19 protein-coding genes are annotated in these 20,591 nt (G+C 69.7%); 13 read left to right on the forward strand and 6 right to left on the reverse strand.

Annotation, left to right across the window (positions count from 1 at the left end; genetic code table 11):
• The first annotated feature begins 121 nt into the window (after positions 1 to 121).
• From VG899_10415 to VG899_10425, 3 genes are read left to right on the forward strand one after another with little or no spacing between them, the layout of a single operon-like run.
• The gene (locus VG899_10415; protein ID HWA66766.1) at positions 122 to 1,441 is read left to right on the forward strand and encodes a sulfotransferase; all 1,320 of its coding nucleotides are present in this window, start codon (positions 122 to 124) and stop codon (positions 1,439 to 1,441) included.
• Positions 1,438 to 2,241, forward strand: a complete 804-nt coding sequence (locus VG899_10420; protein HWA66767.1) for a hypothetical protein — start codon at positions 1,438 to 1,440, stop codon at positions 2,239 to 2,241. Before VG899_10415 ends, VG899_10420 begins: the two co-directional genes overlap by 4 nt.
• Positions 2,238 to 3,200 (forward strand): glycosyltransferase, encoded by a 963-nt coding sequence (locus tag VG899_10425; protein HWA66768.1) that lies wholly within the window; start codon positions 2,238 to 2,240, stop codon positions 3,198 to 3,200. Before VG899_10420 ends, VG899_10425 begins: the two co-directional genes overlap by 4 nt.
• 16 nt (positions 3,201 to 3,216) lie before the next feature.
• Here VG899_10425 and VG899_10430 read toward each other — a convergent pair whose 3' ends face one another.
• Both VG899_10430 and VG899_10435 read right to left on the reverse strand, forming a co-directional pair.
• Positions 3,217 to 4,458 carry an ABC transporter ATP-binding protein gene (locus VG899_10430; protein ID HWA66769.1) on the reverse strand — a complete coding sequence of 414 codons (1,242 nt, stop codon included), beginning with the start codon at positions 4,456 to 4,458 and terminating at the stop codon, positions 3,217 to 3,219.
• Positions 4,445 to 5,293 carry an ABC transporter permease gene (locus tag VG899_10435; protein HWA66770.1) on the reverse strand — a complete coding sequence of 283 codons (849 nt, stop codon included), beginning with the start codon at positions 5,291 to 5,293 and terminating at the stop codon, positions 4,445 to 4,447. Before VG899_10435 ends, VG899_10430 begins: the two co-directional genes overlap by 14 nt.
• Before the next feature lie 49 nt (positions 5,294 to 5,342).
• Between VG899_10435 and VG899_10440 the strand changes: the two genes are divergently transcribed.
• From VG899_10440 to VG899_10455, 4 genes are read left to right on the forward strand one after another with little or no spacing between them, the layout of a single operon-like run.
• Entirely contained in the window at positions 5,343 to 6,452 is a 1,110-nt protein-coding gene (locus VG899_10440) for a glycosyltransferase family 4 protein (GenBank protein ID HWA66771.1), read from the forward strand.
• Between the two features lie 28 nt (positions 6,453 to 6,480).
• Complete coding sequence (gene rfbB / locus VG899_10445) at positions 6,481 to 7,464, forward strand: dTDP-glucose 4,6-dehydratase (protein ID HWA66772.1); 984 nt, start codon at positions 6,481 to 6,483, stop codon at positions 7,462 to 7,464.
• A complete protein-coding gene (locus VG899_10450) occupies positions 7,461 to 8,153 on the forward strand; it encodes a class I SAM-dependent methyltransferase (protein HWA66773.1) in 693 nt (230 codons plus the stop codon). The genes rfbB and VG899_10450 overlap by 4 nt, the downstream gene beginning before the upstream one ends.
• Complete coding sequence (locus VG899_10455) at positions 8,150 to 8,998, forward strand: methyltransferase domain-containing protein (GenBank protein HWA66774.1); 849 nt, start codon at positions 8,150 to 8,152, stop codon at positions 8,996 to 8,998. Before VG899_10450 ends, VG899_10455 begins: the two co-directional genes overlap by 4 nt.
• On the opposite strand, the gene VG899_10460 is transcribed toward VG899_10455, so the two are convergent.
• Positions 8,995 to 10,059 carry an acyltransferase gene (locus VG899_10460; GenBank protein ID HWA66775.1) on the reverse strand — a complete coding sequence of 355 codons (1,065 nt, stop codon included), beginning with the start codon at positions 10,057 to 10,059 and terminating at the stop codon, positions 8,995 to 8,997. The two genes, VG899_10455 and VG899_10460, sit on opposite strands and share 4 nt — an antisense overlap.
• Before the next feature lie 62 nt (positions 10,060 to 10,121).
• Here VG899_10460 and rfbD point away from each other — a divergent pair, with 62 nt between their 5' ends.
• Positions 10,122 to 11,015: a dTDP-4-dehydrorhamnose reductase gene (rfbD, locus tag VG899_10465; GenBank protein ID HWA66776.1), complete on the forward strand. Its 894-nt coding sequence runs from the start codon at positions 10,122 to 10,124 to the stop codon at positions 11,013 to 11,015.
• Here rfbD and VG899_10470 read toward each other — a convergent pair.
• Positions 11,012 to 13,084 (reverse strand): hypothetical protein, encoded by a 2,073-nt coding sequence (locus tag VG899_10470; protein HWA66777.1) that lies wholly within the window; start codon positions 13,082 to 13,084, stop codon positions 11,012 to 11,014. The two genes, rfbD and VG899_10470, sit on opposite strands and share 4 nt — an antisense overlap.
• Positions 13,085 to 13,337: 253 nt before the next feature.
• On the opposite strand from VG899_10470, the gene gmd reads away from it, so the two are divergent.
• The gene (gene gmd / locus VG899_10475) at positions 13,338 to 14,333 is read left to right on the forward strand and encodes a GDP-mannose 4,6-dehydratase (GenBank protein HWA66778.1); all 996 of its coding nucleotides are present in this window, start codon (positions 13,338 to 13,340) and stop codon (positions 14,331 to 14,333) included.
• Positions 14,334 to 14,341: 8 nt separating this feature from the next.
• A complete protein-coding gene (locus VG899_10480; GenBank protein ID HWA66779.1) occupies positions 14,342 to 15,136 on the forward strand; it encodes a methyltransferase domain-containing protein in 795 nt (264 codons plus the stop codon).
• On the opposite strand, the gene VG899_10485 is transcribed toward VG899_10480, so the two are convergent.
• On the reverse strand, positions 15,133 to 15,732 hold the full coding sequence (locus VG899_10485) for an acyltransferase (protein ID HWA66780.1): 600 nt from the start codon (positions 15,730 to 15,732) through the stop codon (positions 15,133 to 15,135). The two genes, VG899_10480 and VG899_10485, sit on opposite strands and share 4 nt — an antisense overlap.
• Positions 15,733 to 15,762: 30 nt before the next feature.
• Positions 15,763 to 17,247, reverse strand: coding sequence for a sugar transferase (locus VG899_10490; protein HWA66781.1), 1,485 nt, complete (start codon positions 17,245 to 17,247; stop codon positions 15,763 to 15,765).
• Between the two features lie 121 nt (positions 17,248 to 17,368).
• On the opposite strand from VG899_10490, the gene VG899_10495 reads away from it, so the two are divergent.
• The 3 genes from VG899_10495 (at position 17,369) to VG899_10505 (ending at position 20,543) form a co-directional block, all read left to right on the forward strand.
• Positions 17,369 to 18,259 carry a sulfotransferase gene (locus VG899_10495; protein ID HWA66782.1) on the forward strand — a complete coding sequence of 297 codons (891 nt, stop codon included), beginning with the start codon at positions 17,369 to 17,371 and terminating at the stop codon, positions 18,257 to 18,259.
• Between the two features lie 29 nt (positions 18,260 to 18,288).
• On the forward strand, positions 18,289 to 19,137 hold the full coding sequence (locus VG899_10500; GenBank protein ID HWA66783.1) for a sulfotransferase: 849 nt from the start codon (positions 18,289 to 18,291) through the stop codon (positions 19,135 to 19,137).
• A gap of 128 nt (positions 19,138 to 19,265) precedes the next feature.
• Positions 19,266 to 20,543: a hypothetical protein gene (locus VG899_10505; GenBank protein HWA66784.1), complete on the forward strand. Its 1,278-nt coding sequence runs from the start codon at positions 19,266 to 19,268 to the stop codon at positions 20,541 to 20,543.
• Positions 20,544 to 20,591 lie beyond the last annotated feature (48 nt).

The raw sequence follows: 20,591 nt of genomic DNA on the forward strand, positions 1-20,591 counted from the left end.
CGATCGCACGCGAAAGCTTGACCCGACGCGCTCGCAGACCCTCGGGCAGCACAGCAAAGTAATCTACTGACCTGCCGCAATCTCGCGTCAGTGTTCCGTCTCGAGCGAGGTCGGGTCGTCCGTGGGTGAGGAACGCGCGTCGCTGTCCGTCGTGCGGCGCACTGTCAGCCAGCTCGCCGCGGCGGCGCACACCCGGCACAGCGCACCGTTCGATCCCGCCGGCAGCCCGTGGTTCGAACGCGCCATCTTCGTCACCGGCGCACCGCGAAGCGGCACCAGCTGGCTCCATCAGATGCTGACGACGCACCCCGACGTCGCGACCGCGGGCGAGATGCACGCGTTCTGCGAAGGACTCGGCGGCATCTTCGCCAACTTCGACTCCGCCGACCCGTACATGAACCTCTCCACGTGGGTCACCCGGGCCGAGCTGCTGACCCTCGCTCGCGAGTTCGTCGACGGCGTGCTCACCGCGGCGACCAGGAACGGCCAGGAGAACGCCACCCGGGTCCTGGACAAGACGCCCAACCACGCGCAGAGCGCCGCCCTGCTCGCCGAGGTCTATCCCGACGCGACGTTCGTGCAGATCATCCGCAACCCGCGCGACGCCATCAGCTCGGCACGGGACCTGTGGAGCGGGTGGAACGCGCGGCTTCGCGACTGGTCGGCGAGCGCGGCGGACTGGTGCGCGACGGTGGCTGACTGTCGTACGCACCTCGGGCCGCTGCGCTATCACGAGGTGCGCTACGAGGATCTGCTCGCCGAACCCGTCCCGACGCTGACCGCGATCATGGCGGCCGTCGGGCTGCGTCACGACGAAGCGTTCGTCGCCGACGTGGTGGAGTTCAGCAAGGCGCCGGTCAACGTCCGGCCGTCGGATCCGCGGATCTCCGCCGACAAGTGGTCGGACATCGAAGCGGACGCCGAGCAGCAGATCGTGGACGTCGCGGGCGATCTGATGGTGGAGCTCGGCTACCTCGACGAGGCGTCGCGAGCGGCGATCCTCGCCCGCCGATCCGCGCGGCGCACCGCGGTCACGCTCGGCCGGCGCGGCGTGCGCGCCGCCCAGTCGGCCGGGCGGCGTACCAGCACTGCCGGCCTCGCGGCGGCCCAGCGGTTGCGCAACCGGCAGACGTCCGGCGCGGTCATGACGGTGACGCGCGAGGTGATCGCCGCAGCGACCGCGGGCGACGAGCCCGGCGTACGCCGGTTGCTCGCACCCTCCGCCGAGCTGCGCACCGCCGACGGCGTCACCCACGGCTCCCTCGCCGTCGCCGCCGGACTGTGCGCGGCACTCAAGGACGCCCAGGTCATCCCGTTCGTCGCCGACGAGACGGCCGCCGCCGTCGAGGTGGTGCGGCCCGACTCGCCGCGCATCCACCAACGGTTCTATGTCTCCGATGGCCGCGTCGAGAAGGTCATCGTCGAAGGCTCCGCCTCGTGACGAACGCGCCGAAGAAGATCGCGGAGGGGATCGTCGACCAGCCGATGCGGATCGTCGTGGGCGGCTCGAGCTGCTCGGTCCTGGTCTCGCCGCCGCGCACCCGGCGCGACGAGGGGACCTACGGCGAGCTGTTGCCGCGGCTGTTGCGCCGGCACGGCGTCGTGGCGACGACGATCCACGAGGGTCACTGGTTCGGGATGGTCAACGAGTTCCGGCCGCGCTACGAGAACCATCTGCGCAACCACTTCCCGGACGTCCTCATCATCAACTACGGCTTCGCCGAGTGCGAGCCGAACTTCCTGCCGTACTGGCTCGCCCGGCACTTCTCGACCTGGGACCTGTCGTCCGCGGCGATCCCGACCGGCTACCGGCGCTACCTCGCCCCGAGGTTGTGGCGGATCGCGCGCTTCTATCAGCGTCAGGCCTCCCGGCTGACGAGCAACCATTCGTTCCGCGTGTCCCCCCGGCGGTTCGTCGCCGACATGCGACGCATCATCGAGATGGCGCGGACGGAGACCGGGTGCCTGGTCCTCGTGCTCGACATCGATCCGCCCGGCGAGCGGCTGCAGTACTGGATGCCGGGCATGTGGCAGCGCTGGGAGCGTTACCAACTCCTGCTGGAGAAGCTGGTCGCCGACTTCGACGACCCGGAGGTCCGGCTGATCCCGAACTCGCGCAGCATCTTGGACGAGCTGGGCTTCGAAGTCGGCGAGCCTGACGGCATCCACCGCAGCGCGATCGGGCATGCGCGGACCGCCGAGGTGCTCACCGCCGAGATCATGAGCTGGCTCGACAGTTGAGCTACCGAGTGAGCGTCGCGGTGTCGACGTACAACCGGCCCGACCGGGTCGCGCGGCTGCTGTCGGCGCTGGCGGCTCAGACGCTGCCGGCCGGGGAGTTCGAGGTCGTGCTCTACGACGACGGCTCGCCTGCCGAGGCGCTGGCCACCGTGCGTGAGCTCGTCGCGGGCGTGGCGTATCCGTTGCGGCTCATCGAGGGCGGGGTCAACCGCGGGCCGGCGACCGGCCGCAACGAGGCGTGGCGCGCGACGACAGCGCCGATCGTCGCGTTCACCGATGACGACTGCGTGCCCACCCCGGACTGGCTTCGCAACGGACTGACCGCGTTCGAGGATCCGGCGGTGCACGTCGCCGTCGGCCGGATCGACCCGGCACCTGACCAGCTGCACCTGCTCGGCCCGTTCTCCCGGACGATGTACGCCAGCGACGCGCGGTTCTTCGCCACCGCCAACTGCATCTACCGGCGGGCGGCACTCGACACGGCGGACGGCTTCGACGAGCGCTTCCGGCGCGCCGCCGGCGAGGACACCGACCTCGGGCTGCGGGTGCTCGCCGCGGGCGGACAGGTGAGGTACGTCGACGAGGCCGTCGTCCACCACGACGTGCGGCCGAGCAGCCTGCGAGCGGCGGCGCGCGACGCCGGCGGGAAGTGGATCGACCTCGCGCTCGTCATCCGCAAGCATCCGCGAGTACGTCGCGAGCTGATGTACCGGCGGATCTTCTGGAAGAAGCCGCATGCCCTGCTGTTGCTGGCGCTCGCCGGAGTGATCGCCGCACCGTGGGAGCCGCTCACGCTCGTCGCGCTCATCCCGTACCTGTGGCACCGGCTGCGTACCGCGCCCGTCACCCGCGGCCGGATGCGCCGGTTCGCGACCTTTCCCGGGGCGCTGCTGATCGACGCGATCGAGATCGTGACGATGATCCGCAGCGGGCTTCGCTACCGGACCTTCGTCCTCTGACCGGGACGACGCCCGGTCACTGCTCGACGAGCTGGCTCGACATGACCGAGCCGTTGATCGTGATCCGCGCGCCGAGGTCCGTCGTACCGAACGCCTTGCTCGTCGACTTGACGTAGAACGACTCGAACGTGCTGCGACCGAGCAGCGTCCGGTCGACGTCGAAGACCTCTGCGTGCACCGTGTAGCTGCGGGTGAGCAGGCGGTTGTCCATCTCGATGGTGGCGACCAGCGGTCGGCCCGGGCCGTGCTCGCCTCGGTAGTCGCCGGGAAGGGTGAACACCGACATGGCGAGGTCGTGGCCGTCGGCCGGCCGGATCGCCAGGCCGATGCACGGGTCGCGGGTCACTTCGGAGAACTCGATCGTGACGACGACGGAGAACGGCTGACCCGACACCAGGCTGCGGGTGGATTCGCCGTCGGAGTCGCGCAGGTCGATCCCGACATCAGCTCGCCCGAGCGCCACCTGCCCGTCGTCGGACGGGGCGGGGTCGTCCTCCACGTCGCGGATCGCGGACAGGATCTTGTGGTACTCGCCGACCGCCTCCACCGAGTCGCCGTCGAAGACCAGCGACCCGCGGGAGAGCACCATCGCGCGCTTGGCCATCTTCGCGGCCAGGTTGAGGTTGTGGGTCACGAGTACGACGGTCGTGCCGCCCTCGCGCATCGCCCGGATCCGCTCGTTGCACTTGGCCTGGAAGGCGGCGTCGCCGACCGCGAGGATCTCGTCCAGCACCAGCAGCTCGGGGCTCGTGTGGACGGCAACCGAGAAGCCGAGCCGCAGGAACATCCCCGACGAGTAGAACTTCACCGGCGTATCGAGATAGGCCTCGAGCTCGCTGAACGCGACGATGGAGTCGAAGGCCCGGTTGACCTGGTCGGCGCTGAGGCCGAGCAACCGAGCGTTGACGAAGACGTTCTCGCGGCCGGTCAGCTCCGGGTTGAAGCCGACCCCGATGCCGATGAGCGGCGCCACACTGCCTTCGACCCGCAAGTGACCGGACGTGGGCGCCGACACGCCCGCCAGCAGCCGCAACGTGGTCGTCTTGCCCGACCCGTTCGCTCCGATGATCGCGACGGTCTCACCGCGCTCGACCTCGAACGACACGTCGCGCAACGCCCACACCTCGGTGAGCCCCTGCCGCCGACGCGGCACCAACCGGGACAGCAGCGTCGCCTCGTGGCCCAGCACGTAGCGCTTGCTGACGTTCTCGAACCGAATCGCCTTGCTCATCCGTGCCGGCCGCTCATAGCCGGTCACACGCCAGCCGTTCGAACTTGGAGTAGGCGAAGATCGCGCCGATCGAAAGCACGACCGACCAGGCGACCGCGCTCAGCACGGGCAGCGCCAGCGGGTCGGTGCCGTTGGCGGCGAACGACCATCGCGCCAACTCGATCACGCCGGCGCCGGGGTTGATCTCCGCGATCGTCCGCAGCCGGTGCGAGGGAATGAGAGTGAGCGGGTAGATGATCGGCGACGCGTAGAGCAACGCCTGCAGGGCCGCCACCACGAAGTACTTGATGTCGCGGAAGTAGACGTTGAGCAGCGCGAGCAGCGATCCGACGGCGTAGGCCGTCGCGGCCGCGAGCACCGCGACCAGGGGGTAGGCGACGAGATGCCACGTCGGGTCGACGCCCAGGATCGCGCCGATCGGCACGATCACGAGCAACCCGGCCATCAGACCGGGGACGCCGGCGAGGATCGGTACGCCGGGCAGGAACAGGCGGGGGAAGTAGACCCGCCCGGCCACGTCCGCCTGGTCGACGATCGACGTGGTCGCGTTGTTCACCGCAGTCGTGATGTAGGTCCAGGTCGTCATGCCGACGAGCACGAAGACCGGATAGTCCGCACTCGTCTGCACCCGCACCAGATGGGTGAACACGATGGCGAGGATCGAGCCCTGGATCAGCGGGAGCAGGACCGCCCACACCAGCCCGAGCCGGGTGCTGCGGTAGCGCGAGCGGAAGTCACGTGCCGCGAGCATCTGGAGCAACGAGATGCGGCGTACGTAGTCGGCGAGCAGGTCGCGGATGGGGGTGCGCTCGCCGGTGAGCTCGAGGACGGCTGTCGACGGTTCCACCGCATCCACCGCCACGTCACTAGCGTAATGAACGCCCGCCCCACGAGCCTCACGTCTCACCCGGATGGAGGATGACATCCGCATCCTCTTCACCCACCCGTTCTTCTGGCCGCACGTGGTGCGCGGCGCCGAGCGAGAGATCCACGATCTCGGTGCTCGGCTCGTCTCACGCGGCCATGAAGTCAGTCTGCTGACGACCCAGCCGTCCGGACTCACGGCGCGGGCGGAGCGCTCGGGCATCCGGGTCCGCTATGTCCGTGTGCCGCACCGCCGGGGCCGGGCTCCGGGAGACGGGCTCGACCAGACCGCAACGTTCGCGGCGCTCGCTGCCGCGGGCAGCGCGCTCTCGCGCGCGGAGGTCATCCACTGCTGGCATTACGCCGACGCGGCTGCAGTCGTGCGACGTGGCCGGCCGGCGGTCACCAAGATCACCGGCAGCGTCACGCCGGAGCTGATGAGCCGCAGCCCGCTGCACGAGCGGCTGATGCTGCGCGCACTCGCCCGGATGGACGAGGTGTGGTGCAACAGCGAGTGGGCCCGGGCGCAGATGGTCGGGTTCGGGCGTGACATGGGGATCGTTCCCGCCGGCGTCGACCGCGGCCGCTTCACTGCGCAAGCGGATCGCGCCAGCCGCCCGACGGTGCTGTCGACCTGCGCTCCCGAAGACCCCCGCAAGCGGCTGGTGGACCTGCTCGACGCGTGGCCGCGAGTCCTCGCGCAGGTACCTGAGGCACAGCTGCGGCTGGCCGGCGCAGCGTCAGAGCAAACCCGGGCGGCGCTGCTCGACCGGGTGCCGGAAGCCGCCCGGGAGTCGATCGCGTTCCTCGGGCCACTCGACGACGACCATCTGGTGGCGGAGTACTCCAGCGCCTGGACCTCGGTCATGCCCGCGGTGTTGGAGGCCTTGGGGTTGTCGACCATCGAGTCGCTCGCCTGCGGCACTCCGGTCGTCGGGGCGGACTCGGGCAACACCCCCGCCCTGCTGAGCCACCCGCACACCGGACGGACCTTCGAAGCCGCCCACCCGGAGTCGTTGGGCGCCGCGATCGTCGACCAGCTGGCCGCGACCGACCAAGTCGACCGGGCCGCCTGTCGCGCCGCGACCGACGCCTTCGACTGGGAGCACATCACCGACCTGGTCGAAGCCGGGTATTCGCGAATCGCCGCCCACTGAGGCCCACCCGCTCCAATAGCCTGTGACGGTGCGGCTTCTCGTGACTGGCGGCGCAGGCTTCATCGGGTCGCACTTCGTCCGGACGCTGCTCGCGGACGGCTACCCGGCGTACGCCGGCGCGAACGTCACCGTGCTCGACAAGCTCACCTACGCCGGCACCCTCACCAACCTGACCGAGGCCGAGCGCAACCCCCGGTACCGGTTCGTGCACGGCGACATCCTCGACGGCGACCTGCTGCGCGAGCTGGTGCCCGGTCACGACGCCGTGGTGAACTTCGCCGCCGAGTCCCACGTCGACCGATCCATCGTCGGCGCCGCCGACTTCATGACGACCAACGCGGTCGGCGTGCAGACGCTGCTCGACGCGTGCCGGCACGCGAAGGTCGAGCGAGTGCTCCAGGTGTCCACCGACGAGGTCTACGGCTCGATCGCGGAAGGCGCGTTCCGCGAGACCGACCTGCTCGAGCCGAGCTCGCCGTACTCCGCCTCGAAGGCGGCCGGGGACCTGATCGCCCGCGCCTACGTGACCACCCACGGCATGGACGTCGTGGTGACGCGCTGCACGAACAACTACGGGCCGCACCAGTTCCCGGAGAAGATCATCCCGCTGTTCGTGACCAACCTGATCGACGGGCTGCGCGTGCCGCTGTACGGCGACGGGGGCAACGTGCGGGACTGGCTCCACGTCGACGACCACTGCCGCGCCGTCACGGCGGTGCTCGACCGCGGCCGGACCGGCGAGATCTACAACATCGGCGGCGGCACGGCGTTGGACAACCGCGAGCTGACCGAACGACTACTCGCGGCATGCGGCCGCGACTGGTCGTCGGTGGAGATGGTCGAGGACCGCAAAGGCCATGACCGGCGCTACGCCATCGACGACTCGAAGATCCGCGACGAGCTCGGCTACTGCCCGCAGGTCGGCTTCGACGACGGCCTCGCCGCAACCATCGCGTGGTACCACGCCAACGAGGACTGGTGGCGGCCGTTGAAGTCGAGGGACGCACGGTGAGCCGGCGCGAGCCCGCCTGGGAGTCCTTCGCACAGGACCAGCCCGAGCACTACATCTGGACCAGCGGCGACCCGGCCGACCCCGACTTCCAGGAGCAGTTCGCCGCTTCGGGCCGCCAGCAGATCGACATCGTCCTGCGCGCCACCGCGACGTACCGGACCGGAGGGGCGCGGGTCGTGGAGTACGGGTGCGGACTGGGCCGGATGCTGCTGCCGATGAGCGAGCACTTCGACCGCGCGCTCGGCGTCGACATCGCGCCGACGATGCTGGACGGCCTGCGTCGCCGCGCGGCCGATGCGGGAATCACCACGATCGACACTGCGCTCAGCTCCGAACCGTGGGCGGCCGGCGTCGACGCCGACCTCCTCTACTGCTGGGCCGTGCTCCAGCACATCCCGTCGTGGCGCGCGATCAGCGAGGCGGTCGAGACGATGGCGAGCGCGCTGCGTCCGGAGACGGGAGTCGGCTACCTGCATTTCGACACCCGCCCGCGCACGCCGCTCTATCTCGCCCGCTTCGCCGTCCCCGATCCGCTGCTGCCCCACCGGTGGCGCAAGTCGATTCGGCGTATCCGGCGACGACCCGCCGCGGTGCGCGCGCTGCTGCACAGTTGCGGGCTGACCGTGGTCGCCGAGCAGCACGAGGCGGCCGACCACCACGCGTTCATCGTGAAAGCCCCTCGGCGATGAGCACCGTCGACCCGGCGACGCTGTCCGACGACGAGCTCCGTCGCTACGTCGCCGAGCGCGAGTGGTACCACACGGTGGAGCTGCGTCCGGGGATCGAGACGCCGGGCTGGTTCGACACCCGGCCGACGGCGGCGGCCCTGCCGTGGCCGGATCTCACAGGCCGGCGCTGTCTGGACGTCGGCACGTTCGAGGGCTTCTGGGCGCGCGAGATGCACCGCCGCGGCGCGGCCGAGGTGGTCGCGATCGACATCCTCGATCCGCGCCAATGGGACTGGCCGGCCGACAGCACCGACGCGCTCCGCAAGATCCTCGGCGAACGCAAGCAGCACGGCGAAGGGTTCCACTTCGTCAATGCCGCGCTTGGTACGCCGATCGACCACCGTGAGCTGTCGGTCTATGACCTCGACCCGCAGCAGGTCGGCACCTTCGACCTGGTCTACGTCGGCAGCCTGCTGCTGCACCTGCGCGACCCGATCCGGGCGTTGGAACGGGTGCGGAGCACGCTGCGTCCCGGCGGGCACCTGCTGCTGGTCGACGCGATCGACCTCGAGCTGACGCTGCGCCATCCCCGCCGTCCGCTGGCAGAGCTGGACGCGATCGGCCGCCCGTGGTGGTGGAAGCCGAACATCGCGGGCCTGGCCCAGATGGTCCGCTCGGCCGGCTTCGAGGTGGTGTCCCGGTCCGGGCCGATCTATCTCAAGCCCGGCCGCGGCCAGCCGCTGCCGCGCTGGCGGCCTTCGATGCTGCGCAGCGTCGCGAGCCGCGAGACGATGGTCACCAAGTGGCGCGGCAACCCGCACGCCGTGGTGCTCGCGACGACCGGCACGATCGCCGACCGGTCCTAGCTGCCGCCGACCGGGTGCGGGTCGGGGAAGCGACGCGCGATCCAGCTGCGGCCGACCCGTCGAAGCGGCGACTCGTAGAGGCGGTAGCTGACCTCAGCGACGAGATAGGTGATGACGGCGCACAACACCACCAGCTTCCAGTGGTCCTGCGGGTGCCACCGGTTGCTGACCACGGCGTACACGATCGGGTGGTAGAGGTAGAGCCCGTAGGAAATCGCGCCGATCCGGGCGATCGGCGGCAGGCCGAGCAACCCGCTCGTGATCCTCGGCGAGTGCTCGAGCCCGAGGATCAACACCGCGGTCAGCACGCCGGTCGCCGGGATGGTCAGCCGCAGGAACGACAACGCCGGGACGGTCGAGGGGAACTGACCGAGCGCGACGAGGCCGAGCAGCGCCGGCAGCGCCAGGTGGCGGAACCAGCGCGGCACCTCGACGGTTGCGGCCGCGCAGCCGATCAGCAGCGCGAACGCGTGCGCCTGCGGCTCGTAGTAGTCCTTCGGCTGGTTGCCGCCGACGCCGTTGTGGGCGAAGACCTCGGCGAGCACCAGCGCGACCACGGCGGCGCCGATCGCCAGCATCCGCACGTTTCGCCGCGAGCCGCTGGCCCGGCGCAGCAACGTCGGCCAGACCAAATAGAACTGCTCCTCCAGCGACAGCGACCAGGTCCAGACGAAGACCTCCCAGTAGACCGAGTGGGTGTAGGCGACGATGTCGGTCAGGTAGAGGACCGCGATGACGCCGCCGAGGACGAGCCCGTGGTCGCGATGGCCGGGCAGCTCGACCGCGATCGCCACCGCCCCGACCGTGAGCAGCGCCAGCAACGCCGGGAACAGCCGGAAGATGCGGCGAAGGTAGAAGTCGCGCAGGTTCACCGAGCCGGTCTTGGCGCGTTCCGCGAGCAGCAGGCCGGTGATCAGATAGCCGCTGAGCACGAAGAAGATGTCGACGCCGATCGCGCCGCAGCCGAGCACACCGGACTCGAAGTGGAAGCAGATCACCTCGACGATCGCGAGAGCCCGCACCCCGTCGAGGTCGGCCCGATACCCGCGAACGACCGCCACGGAGCCGAATCATGCCAAAGCCGGGCGGCTGCTCACCGCAACCCGCCTCCTACGCTGACCTCGTGACGACCTGGCTGGTGACGGGCGCCGGCGGGGCACTGGGTCGCGATCTGATGGCCGTGCTGACGGCAGCCGGGTCCGACTCGGCGACCGGTCTCGACCGTCACGCGCTGGACATCACCGATCGCAGTGCCGTCGAGGAAGCGCTGACGGCGCATCGACCCGACGTGGTGATCAACGCTGCGGCCTACACCCGGGTCGATGACGCCGAGACCGACGAGCGCACCGCCGCCGCCGTCAACGGCGCCGGGCCGGGCCATCTCGCGCGATGGTGCGCGGCCAACCGGGCCCGCCTCGTGCACGTGTCGACCGACTACGTGTTCACCGGCGAGGCGAGCTCGCCGTACGAGACGGACAGCCCCACCGGTCCGGCCAGCGCCTACGGGCGCACCAAGCTCGCCGGTGAGCAAGCCGTGCTCGACGCCGGTGGCGACGGCCACGTGGTGCGGACCGGTTGGCTCTACGGCGAGCACGGGCCGAGCTTCGTCAGGAGCGTCGGTGGCCGGCTGATCGCGGGGGACCCGGTCGACGTCGTCGACGACCAGCGAGGCGCTCCCACCTGGACCAGGCACCTTGCCGAGCGTCTGGTGTCGCTGGGAGGCGCGCCGGTGCCGCCCGGTGTACGGCACTGCTCGTCGGCCGGCGAGGCGAGCTGGTACGACGTCGCCGTGCAGCTGGCGGTCCTGCTCGGCCGAGACCCGGCTCAGGTTCGCCCGACGACGTCGGCGGCGATGGCCCGCCCGGCGCCGCGGCCGGCGTACTCCGTGCTGTCCAGCGCCAGCTGGACCTCAGCCGGGCTGCCGGCGATGCCGGACTGGCGGGACTCGCTCAGCGAGGCGGTGTCCGCGCTCGGCGAGCGTCTGGTGGGTCCGCTGCCGGGCGCGGCGCGGCGCTAGGTCGAGGCGGTGTAGTAGCAGACCGGATCGGTCTGGCCCAGCCCGACTCCGGGCAGGTAGGCCACCGCCGTCCACTCGCTGTGGGTCAGGCCGGCGGCGAGCGGCGGCGAGGTGGCGATCCCGTTGCTGTCGGTGGTCGCCGTGGCAGTGGTCGCGGTGCCGCCGCTGAAGTGGGCGCCGCTCGACGACGGAATCAGGAAGGTGACCGGCGTGTCGACGAGCGGGTTGCCGTACTGATCGGTCGCCAGCGCTGCCAGCGGCGAACCCGCTGGGACCACGCGGCTGCTGCCGGGCTGGGGCAGCAGCCGCGTCGGCGTGGGCGAGCCGCTCGGCGCGGGCGCCTCTGTCAGGGACAGGTCGCCGCTCGCCGGCCAAGCCCCCGACGTCTGGTTCGGGCGCACCGTGAGGAAGTACGCCTCACCGTCGCCGAAGGCCGGGATCGCGACGCTGGCGATCCCGTTCGTCACGGGAACCGTCGACGTCGTGGTCGCCGGCGCGGTCTTCTCGTCGCTGATCGAGTCCGGGATCTCCTGGACCGAGACGCTCGCCGAGGTGGCGTCGCCGGGAAGCGCGACCTGCACGGTGGTCGGCACCGGCGCCGGTGCGGACGCCGGCCCGGCGCAGTAGGAGGCTCCGGTGGTCGCCCGGGAGCACGTCTGGTGGCGACCCAGCAGCACCCGCGTCGTACCGGTGTCGCTGGTGACGGCGAGCGAGCTCAGGTCGGTGTCGTTGCTCTCCGACTCGACCCGGTCACCCGTCATCGTCGCGTAGTCGACCATCGTCCAGTAGCTCGGGTTGGGGACACCGTCGGCGTTGAGCAGCTCGTCGAGGTTCGGGGCGTTGCACACGTTCGCGACCCCGCCGCCCGGGTACTGCCAGCACGAGCGGTTCGCCTCGTCGATCCCGGCGCGGTCCTCGGCGGCCACGTATCCCGCCGCGAAGCCCGGGATGAACTGCCCCGCCGCCGAGCTGTTCTCGTCGGCGAACAGCAGCGGCGTGCCGATCCCCGGGTTCTCCGCGATCAGCTCGCGGACCGTCTCGGCCTGGTCGCGAAGCGTCTCGGGCATCTCGTCGTAGGAGACCGGGTTCTGGTCGAGGGTGTCGTAGTTGTCGTGCCACGCGATCGCGTAGAGCTGCATCCCGTTGGCCGCGGCGAACGGGATGAACGACTTCAGGTCGATGTACCAAGGCGACGTCGAGCTCTCGTACTGCCAGTCGATCGACGGGCCGATCACCCGGGCGTCGGGGTCGACGCCCTTGATCGCCTTGTAGGCCTTGAGGTACTCCTGCTCGACGAGCGCCCGGGTCGGCGGCTGCGACGTGCTGTAGGGGTAGTTCTCCGGCTCGTTCTGGATCTCCCAGATCGGGTCACGGCCGGCGTCCACCGCGTTCTTGACGACGCGGGCGATGAAGTTCTTGTACTTCTGCCAGTCGCTCCACGGGTCCACGGCGGCGGTCCCGACGTGGTTGCTCGCCAGCCAGGCGTCGGACAGCGACTCGATGATGTCGGTGTCGCCGACGACTGCGGCGGCCTGCTTGTACTGGGTCGGATTGCCACCCTGGATCCGCCAGTGCTGAAGGTCGAGCGCCCCCACCCACTTGTTGTTGATCGGGACCGTCCCGGACAGCAGCCCCGCGCCCGGGTGCTGCTCGGCGCCGAGCTGGTCGGCCGAGTCGACCACGACGCAGTCCCCGACCAGGCTCAGCGAACAGTGCGAGCTCGTGGCGGTGACCGTCCCGGTCGCGTTGTACGGGCCAGCTGGTCCTGAGGTGTCGCCGCTGCCGTCGGGGCCGATCGGGGTGACCGTGAAGTAGACGGGATGGTTGAGCGGGAGGTCGTCCCACGTGAGCGAGGTTGCGGACGCCGCAGCCAGTCGAGTACCGAAGTCCGGCCAGGCCATGTTGAAGTAGTCGCCGCGATGCGCCTCCACCTGGTAGCGGGCGACCGTGCCGCTCACCGGCGGCTGCCAGGAGATCGTCGCGACGTCGCCGGTCACCGAGGCGACCAGGTCCCGCACCGGCGAAAGCGCCGGATCGGCCGAGGCAGCGCTCGCACCCGCCCCTCCCACGCACAGCACCGCGAGGACCACGAACAGCCGTGAGAGCCGGCGGACGAACGATTGCGAAGGGGCCCTGCTGGGAGCGCTGCGCACGTGTGTCCTCTCTGCTGAAGACCGACCGCCCATCCGAACGGTTATCGCCGGATGTCCACCCACTCAAACGCCCCCGCTGCGGCGGATGCAAGACGACGCCAGGATCTGCGTACGGCGGTGTCGCTAGCGTGAACCGCGTGAGACCCGCGGCCACACGTAGGGTGACGCCATGCCGCGCGCGCTGATCACCGGCATCACCGGTCAGGACGGGCTCTACCTCGGCGAGCTGCTGGTCGCGAAGGGCTACGACGTGTACGGCGTGGTGCGCGGCCAGAACAACCCGAAGGTGCGCACCGTCGAGCGGCTCATTCCCAGCGTCGAGCTCCTCGAGGGCGACCTGACCGACCTGCCGTCGCTGATCAGCGCGATCGAGATCGCCCAACCCGATGAGATCTACAACCTCGGCGCGTTGTCGTTCGTGGGCCTGTCGTGGCGACAGGCGGAGCTCACTGCCGACGTGACCGGCATGGGCGTGCTGCGCATGCTCGAGGCGATCCGGATCGCGACGCAGAACCACATGGAGCGGATCCGCTTCTACCAGGCGTCGAGCAGCGAGATGTTCGGCAAGGTGCGCGAGTCGCCGCAGGTCGAGACGACGCCGTTCCACCCGCGGTCGCCGTACGGTGCGGCGAAGACCTTCGGGCACTACATCACCGTGAACTATCGCGAGTCCTACAACGCCTTCGCCTGCTCCGGGATCCTGTTCAACCACGAGTCACCGCGAAGGGGTCACGAGTTCGTGACCCGGAAGGTGACCCGCAGCGTGGCGCGGATCGCGCTCGGCCTGCAGGAGTCGGTCTCGCTCGGCAACCTCGACAGCAAGCGCGACTGGGGGTTCGCCGGCGACTACGTCGAGGCGATGTGGGCGATGCTGCAGGCCGACGAGCCGGAGGACTTCGTCGTGGCGACCGGCGAGACCCACTCGATCTCGGAGCTGTTGGACATCGCGTTCGGTCGCATCGGCGTGACCGACTGGTCGAAGCACGTCGAGGTCGACCAGCGATTCGTGCGGCCCGCTGAGGTCGACTACCTGTGCGGTGACGCCACGAAGGCGAGGGAGCGGCTCGGCTGGGCGCCGAAAGTCTCCTTCGACGAGCTGATCGAGATGATGGTCGACGCCGATCTGGCTCGCGAGAAGCGGCTGAGCGCGGAGCCCGAGGACTGAGCCGAGCGATGTCAGAGCTCGAGCCGCCGCAGGTCTCCCCGGACGAGTACGACGAGGACTACTACCGCACCGCCTGCGCCGGTCACGACGAGTGGGTCGAGTCCGCCGGCGCCGGTGAAGCCGCGCTCTACAAGGGCGTGCTGGCCCGGGCGGGCATCCGCGAGCAGATGACGGTGTGCGACATCGGCGCGGGCCGCGGCGAGCTGGTCGCCCTCGCCGTCCAGCACGGTGCGAGGTGGGCAGTCGGCGTCGAGTACTCGGCAGCGGCCGCACGCCTTGCGGCGCAGTCGATCGCTGCTCGCGACGTCGCGGACCGGGCCGCCGTCGTCCTGGCCGACGCCCGCCGGCTACCGCTGCCGGACTCGTGCGCCGACCTGGTGTTCATGATCGATGTGATCGAGCACCTCGCGCCTGCCGAGCTCGCAGCCACCTTCGCCGAGGCACATCGGGTGCTCACGCCAGGCGGTCGGCTGTTCGCCCACACCTTCCCGACGCGGACGATTTACGACGTCACCTACCGAGGCATGCGGGCAATGGCGCGGCTCGGCGGTCGGCACTGGCCCGCCGATCCGCGCAACGACTACGAGCATCGGATGCACGTGAACGAGCAGACCCGGGCCGGGTTGCGGCGGTCGTTGCGCAGCGCGGGCTTCCCAGCCCCCGACGTGCAGTTCGGCAAGTGGGTGCACGTCGACTTCGTGCCGAGCCGGCGCGGACAGGCGGCGCTTCGGAGGCTCGCTCGACACCGGGCGACAGCGCCGCTCGCGGTGGCCGACCTCTGGGTCGACGCGCGGAGAAGCTAGACGCCGACGGGTCGCAGCTCCTCGGGACCGAAGTACTCGACGACCCGCGCCGGTGCGCCGTAGGCGAGACAGTAGGCCGGTATCGGCCTGGTGACGACGCTTCCCGCACCGATGATCGCGCCCTCGCCGATCGAGTTCAGGATCGTGCACTTCGACGTGACGATGGCGTTGTCGCCGATCTCGATCGGTCGGAAGTCGTAGCCCTGGTCGAGCAGGTGCTTGGTGTGGTCGCGGAACTTGTGATTGCCGTCGGCGATCATCACCGACTGCCCGAACACCGCCCGGCGGCCGATGGTCAGCGATGTCGATATCTGGATCAGCGCGGCCGAGGTGAAGATCACCCCTTCGGCCATCTCGATGCGGCCGCCCGGCGCGATCTCACAGAAGAAGTCGCGCCGGAACTCGCAGCCCGCGGCAATGTGCAGCGTCGCCTCGCCGGGCATCCACAGGTCACACCGAGGGCCGAACGCGACGCCTTTCGCGATTTCGAGGTCGAGATGGTTGTGCGTGAGCAGCAGCGACGCCCGGCGCCACGCCGAGGCGATCCGGCGCCCGTGGCCATACCGCAGCAGCCACGGCAATCGACGCACAGACATGGTGGACGCGACGCTAGCGCGGCGAGCCGATCAGTACGCGCCCTTGCGCTCGGCAACCGCGAACAGCGTCTTCCAGATGATCAAGGCGTCGAGAGCGAGGGACCACCGCTCGACGTAGTACAAGTCGAGGCGGACGCTTTCTTCCCAGCTGAGGTCGGATCGGCCGGACACCTGCCACAACCCGGTGATGCCGGGCCGCACCAGCAGTCGGCGGGCGATCTCGCGGTCGTACTGGGAGACCTCGCTCGGCAACGGTGGCCGCGGCCCGACCAGTGCCATGTCGCCGCGCACCACGTTCCACAGCTGCGGCACCTCGTCGAGCGACCACCGGCGCAGGTAGCGACCGACTCGCGTGACTCTCGGATCGTCGCGCATCTTGAACAGCAGGCCGTCGGCGTTCTCGTTCTGATGGCGCAGGGACTCCAGCCGCGACTCCGCATCGGCGTACATCGTCCGGAGCTTGAACACTTTGAACTCGTTGCCACCGCGACCGACCCGGGTCTGGCGGAAGATCACCGGACCGGAGCTGTCCAGCCGGATCGCCAGCAGGATGAACGCGATGAACGGCGCCGCCAGCAACAGCGCAACGGCTGCGATCAGCCACTCGACCGAGGCCTTGAGCATCTGGCGCGGCCCCGACAGCTCGGGTTCTTCGATGTGGACGAACGGGAGGTCGATGGCCGGACGCGCGCCGGTGCGAAGACCCGCGACATCGAGCAGCGCGGGCGCGACGACCAGATCGACCCCAGTGCCCTCGAGCTCCCAGGAGAGAGCGCGCAACACGTCTGCGGACATCCCCGGGCCCGCGGTCACTCCGACCGTGTCGGCGCCGCATTCGGCGATCGCTGACACGACGTGGGTGAGCGAGCCGAGCACCGGAGCCCCCGCGACGGCGTCGGTGTCGCCCGGCATCGGCAGGCAGACGCCGGCCAGCCGAAGGCCGAGATACGGCTTGGCACGGAGGCTCTTCGCAAAGCTCTCGACCGCCGCCAGCCCACCGACCGCGACGACGACATGCTGGCAGCGACCCCGACGGCGCTGCCGGTGCAGCCATTTCCGCTGCGCGTAACGACCGGCAAGCAACATCACGGTGCCGATCGGCAGCGCGGAGGCGACGTAGCCCCGCGCGAACTCGACCTTGAAGCTGTAGGCGACCACCGCGATCACGGCCATCAGCCACCACGAGGCGGACACGATCCGCTTGTACTCGTCCTCGCCCACGCCAAGGAAGCGCATCTCGTACGCCCGGGCGCAGACCAGCACCGTGAGCCACACCGGGACCAGCAGCAGGCTCAACACCGTGTAGTCCACGCCATGGATGGAGTTCGGGTTCGCCCCGAAGCGGATCTCGTTGGCGATGAGCGCGCTCACCAGGATCAGCAACAGGTCACCGGCGAACAGCGCCGCACGCTGCCGGTACTCCCACGCCTTCGTCGACACGAGCTTTCGCGCATCGGCACCCGGTTGAGCGACGGAGATGCCACGACGACGGGCTGATTCCACCGTCGCCGTCATCACGTGCTCCCTCGTCGCCGCCGAAATCCCGCCGCACTACGGTACGCATCCCTCGGCCCGGTTGTCAGTGAAGCGACGACGGTAGTCTCGGCGTGGCTTACTACCGGGGAGAGAAATCCGCATGCGCGGCACAGAGGCAGACGCTGAGGCGCTCCGGGGAGGCCCTCCGCGGCGGCGCGCTCGCCGCCTCCGCCACGAGTTGCTCATTCGTGCCCGCGTCGCGAGCGGCACCTACCGGGTTTTGCCCGACTTCGTCGTAGTTGGCGCCATGAAGGCCGGTTCGACCACGCTGTTCGATCTCATCGGACAGCACCCACGGGTGCGGACCGCGACCAAGGAAGTTCGCTACTTCGACCTCTACCACCGACGTTCGCTGCGGTGGTACAGCGCGCACCTGCCGCCGGGTGGCAGAGCAGCACGCGACTGGCTGACCGGGGAGGCGACGCCGTCCTACCTGTACGACGAGCGGGTGCCGGAAAGGGTCGCTGCAGCCCTTCCCGGGGTCAAAGCGATCGCGTTGGTGCGGCACCCGATCGATCGGACGTATTCGCACTACCAGCACAACCGCGCCAACGGCTTCGAAACCCTCTCGTTCGACGAGGCCTTGGCGGCCGAGCCGGCTCGTCTCGCGCACTACCGGGACGGCTACGAACGAGGTGAGCGACAGGCCACCGCGCGCTTCAACCTCTTCTCGTACGTGCGGCGCAGCATGTACGCCGACCAGATCGCGCGATGGCAGGAGGCTCTCGGCGCGCAGCAACTGCTGGTCGTCCGGTCGGAGGACCTCTTCGCGGACCCGTATCCGACAATCGCGAACGTGTTCGGTTTCCTCGGGCTTGACGACGCCCGTATCAACGCGACCGCGAAGAACACCAGGGACTATGCGCCGCTCGGCGGCACGCAGCGAGCACTGCTCGCCCAGACGTTCGGCCCTGATGTCGCGCGGCTCGAGAGCATGCTCGGCCGGACGCTCGGCTGGGACCTGCCGACCGACCTGCGCTCGGGCGCGTAGTGCGAAGTGTCGGGGTAGCGTGAAAGGCCGTGTCTAACACCGCCGAGGACGCCGTTCTCCCCATCTTCGTCGTCGGCTTCCCGCGCTCCGGCACGACGCTCGTGCAGAGCTTGTTCGCGGCCCACGGGCAGGTGCTCGCCCTGCCGGAAACCCACCTGCTGACCGCGGCCACAGCAAAACTCGGACCGATCAAGCGGCTCGGAATAGCACGCATGCCGATCGAGCCCGGACATAGTGGCATTCACGGCCGGCGGCGGCCGAGCCGTCGCCCGGGCCGCCAGACCGCACTGCTGCGAGAGTTCACCGACGCCGCGAACGCTGCCGCAGTGCAGGCCGGGTGTCTCGCCTGGGCGGAGAAGACGCCCGCACACCTGCACTTCATCGGAGTCATCGAACGCACGGTCCCGCAGGCGAGATTCGTCCACGTGGTACGCGGACCGGTGCGCGCGATCGCGTCCCTTCATCGCGCCACCACCGAATACCCGAACGAGTGGGGTGGTCAGCGGAGCGTGGAGACCTGCCTGCGCCGATGGATCGGCGACGTCGCGATATCCGCACGCTACGCGAGCGAACCGCGTCACTTCATCGTGCCCTACGAGGCGCTCATCGCGGACCCACGCTCGGTGGCAGAGCGACTGTTCGCCCGCGTGGGCTTGCCCCTCGACGAGCCCGCGCTCTCAGCGAGCCTGGCTCGTCGGGCGGAGGCAAGCCGCTCGGTGATCGAGGAAGGCGAGGAGTGGAAGCTCCGGACCCTCGCGCCGATCAATGCTGAAACGCCGGATGACGACAGCGACCTGCTTCCCCCGGCGACAGTTGACCGGATCCTGGCTGCCAGCGCACCGTGGCGGAGCTGGCTCGACAACCTTCCGCCGCTGTGAGCCAGTCCGTCATCGGCCTACCGTCGTCGCGATGGAAGCAGCCGATTCCATCACTTACCCGCCGCACGTCGGGACGCGTCCCGCCGGCACCGGGCAGCGGCGGGTGGCTTCCGGTAGTTGCCCTGGTCGTGGCGGCATCGATCCCAATCCTCGCGCTGACCGATGCGCGCTCCTACGGAGCGCTGGCAATCGCCGGGCTGTCGATCGCCGCCGCCGCATTGTTCTTCGCCGCCGGCGACCTGCGGGCGCTCGCAGCACTGCTCGTCGGTTTCGGACTCGCTGAGCCGCTGCTCGCGAGCGCGACGGGTTCCTCGGCGGTGCTCTATCCCGACAGCATCGTGCTCGTTCTGGTCCTGTTGAGCGGGGTAGCCCGCGTGCGACCGGCACGCGGCAACGCGGCGAGAGTGACGGCGGCTTTCGCCGTGCTGCTGGCCGTGGCGATTCTGCGAGCGCCCTCACTCGGCCAGGGCGTCTACCAGGCGCGAGAGGTGATCGTGCCCGCGGGTCTGGTCGCCGTCGGCTATCTCGCGAAGGACAGGATCGACCGGCGCCTGCTGGTCCGGGTGACACTGGTCGCCGGCGCGATCAGCGCGGTCTACATGATCTTCGAGTACGTCCTCGGTCCTGTCATCAGCCCGTGGGCGTTCGAAGGCCTCAACGGCTTCACTCGCCTCAACGTCAACAGCGCGCTGCCCGGCAACTACTACTTCTACTACTCGACGGGCCACGCTCCGTTGCTCCGGCTCGGCGGCTTGCTTCTCAACCCGCCAGCCTCCGGTCTGTTCATGGCGACCGTGACGATCATCGCCGCACAGGCACGCTGGCCCGTCGTCTACAAGGCCCCTGTGGTGGCTCTCTTTGCGGCCGCGACCGTCGGGACATACTCCCGTGCCGGGATCCTGCTCGCCGGGATGGCCATCGTGCTGCCGAAGCTCGGCCGGATGGGTCGCCTCGCCCCGGCGCTGGCCTGCGCGGTTGCCGCGTGGCTCGCCCTTCCGGTGCTGCTCCACGAAGGCCGATCGGCCTCGCATCTTCAGGGGCTGATATCCGGAATCTCGACCTCGCTGACTCATCCCCTCGGCGTGGGCTTCGGGCATTTCGGCAACGTAGCGAAAGCCTTCCACGGCAACGGGCCAGGAGAAAGCCTCGTCGGACTGTTCATCGCCGCCCTCGGGCTTCCAGCGTTGGTGCTCGTCGTCGGCCTCATCTACTGGTTGATCGCGCGCCTGCCCGACTCACCGGAGCAGGCCTCGCTCGCGCTCGCCGGCCTCGCCGCGGCGAGCCTGTCCGAGAGCACCGCGAGCCTGACCGCGACCGCCGCCCTGTGGTTGCTCGTCGGGATCGCCGTGGGGGACGCGAAAGATCAGCACCATCACGTCATGGGAGCTGTCGAGGATGTTCGTTAGCTGGACCACCTGGCACGCCCGATCCGCATCACTCGCTCGTCGACTCGG

Source organism: Mycobacteriales bacterium, from assembly GCA_035550055.1.
In the GTDB taxonomy this organism is placed as follows: domain Bacteria; phylum Actinomycetota; class Actinomycetes; order JAFAQI01; family JAFAQI01; genus DASZTV01.

Coding starts and splice junctions, on each gene's coding strand:
- VG899_10440 (HWA66771.1), top strand. CDS start 5,343: ATGGAGGATGACATCCGCATCCTCTTCACCCACCCGTTCTTCTGGCCG.
- VG899_10455 (HWA66774.1), top strand. CDS start 8,150: ATGAGCACCGTCGACCCGGCGACGCTGTCCGACGACGAGCTCCGTCGC.
- gmd (HWA66778.1), top strand. CDS start 13,338: ATGCCGCGCGCGCTGATCACCGGCATCACCGGTCAGGACGGGCTCTAC.
- VG899_10480 (HWA66779.1), top strand. CDS start 14,342: ATGTCAGAGCTCGAGCCGCCGCAGGTCTCCCCGGACGAGTACGACGAG.
- VG899_10485 (HWA66780.1), bottom strand. CDS start 15,732: ATGTCTGTGCGTCGATTGCCGTGGCTGCTGCGGTATGGCCACGGGCGC.
- VG899_10490 (HWA66781.1), bottom strand. CDS start 17,247: ATGACGGCGACGGTGGAATCAGCCCGTCGTCGTGGCATCTCCGTCGCT.
- VG899_10495 (HWA66782.1), top strand. CDS start 17,369: ATGCGCGGCACAGAGGCAGACGCTGAGGCGCTCCGGGGAGGCCCTCCG.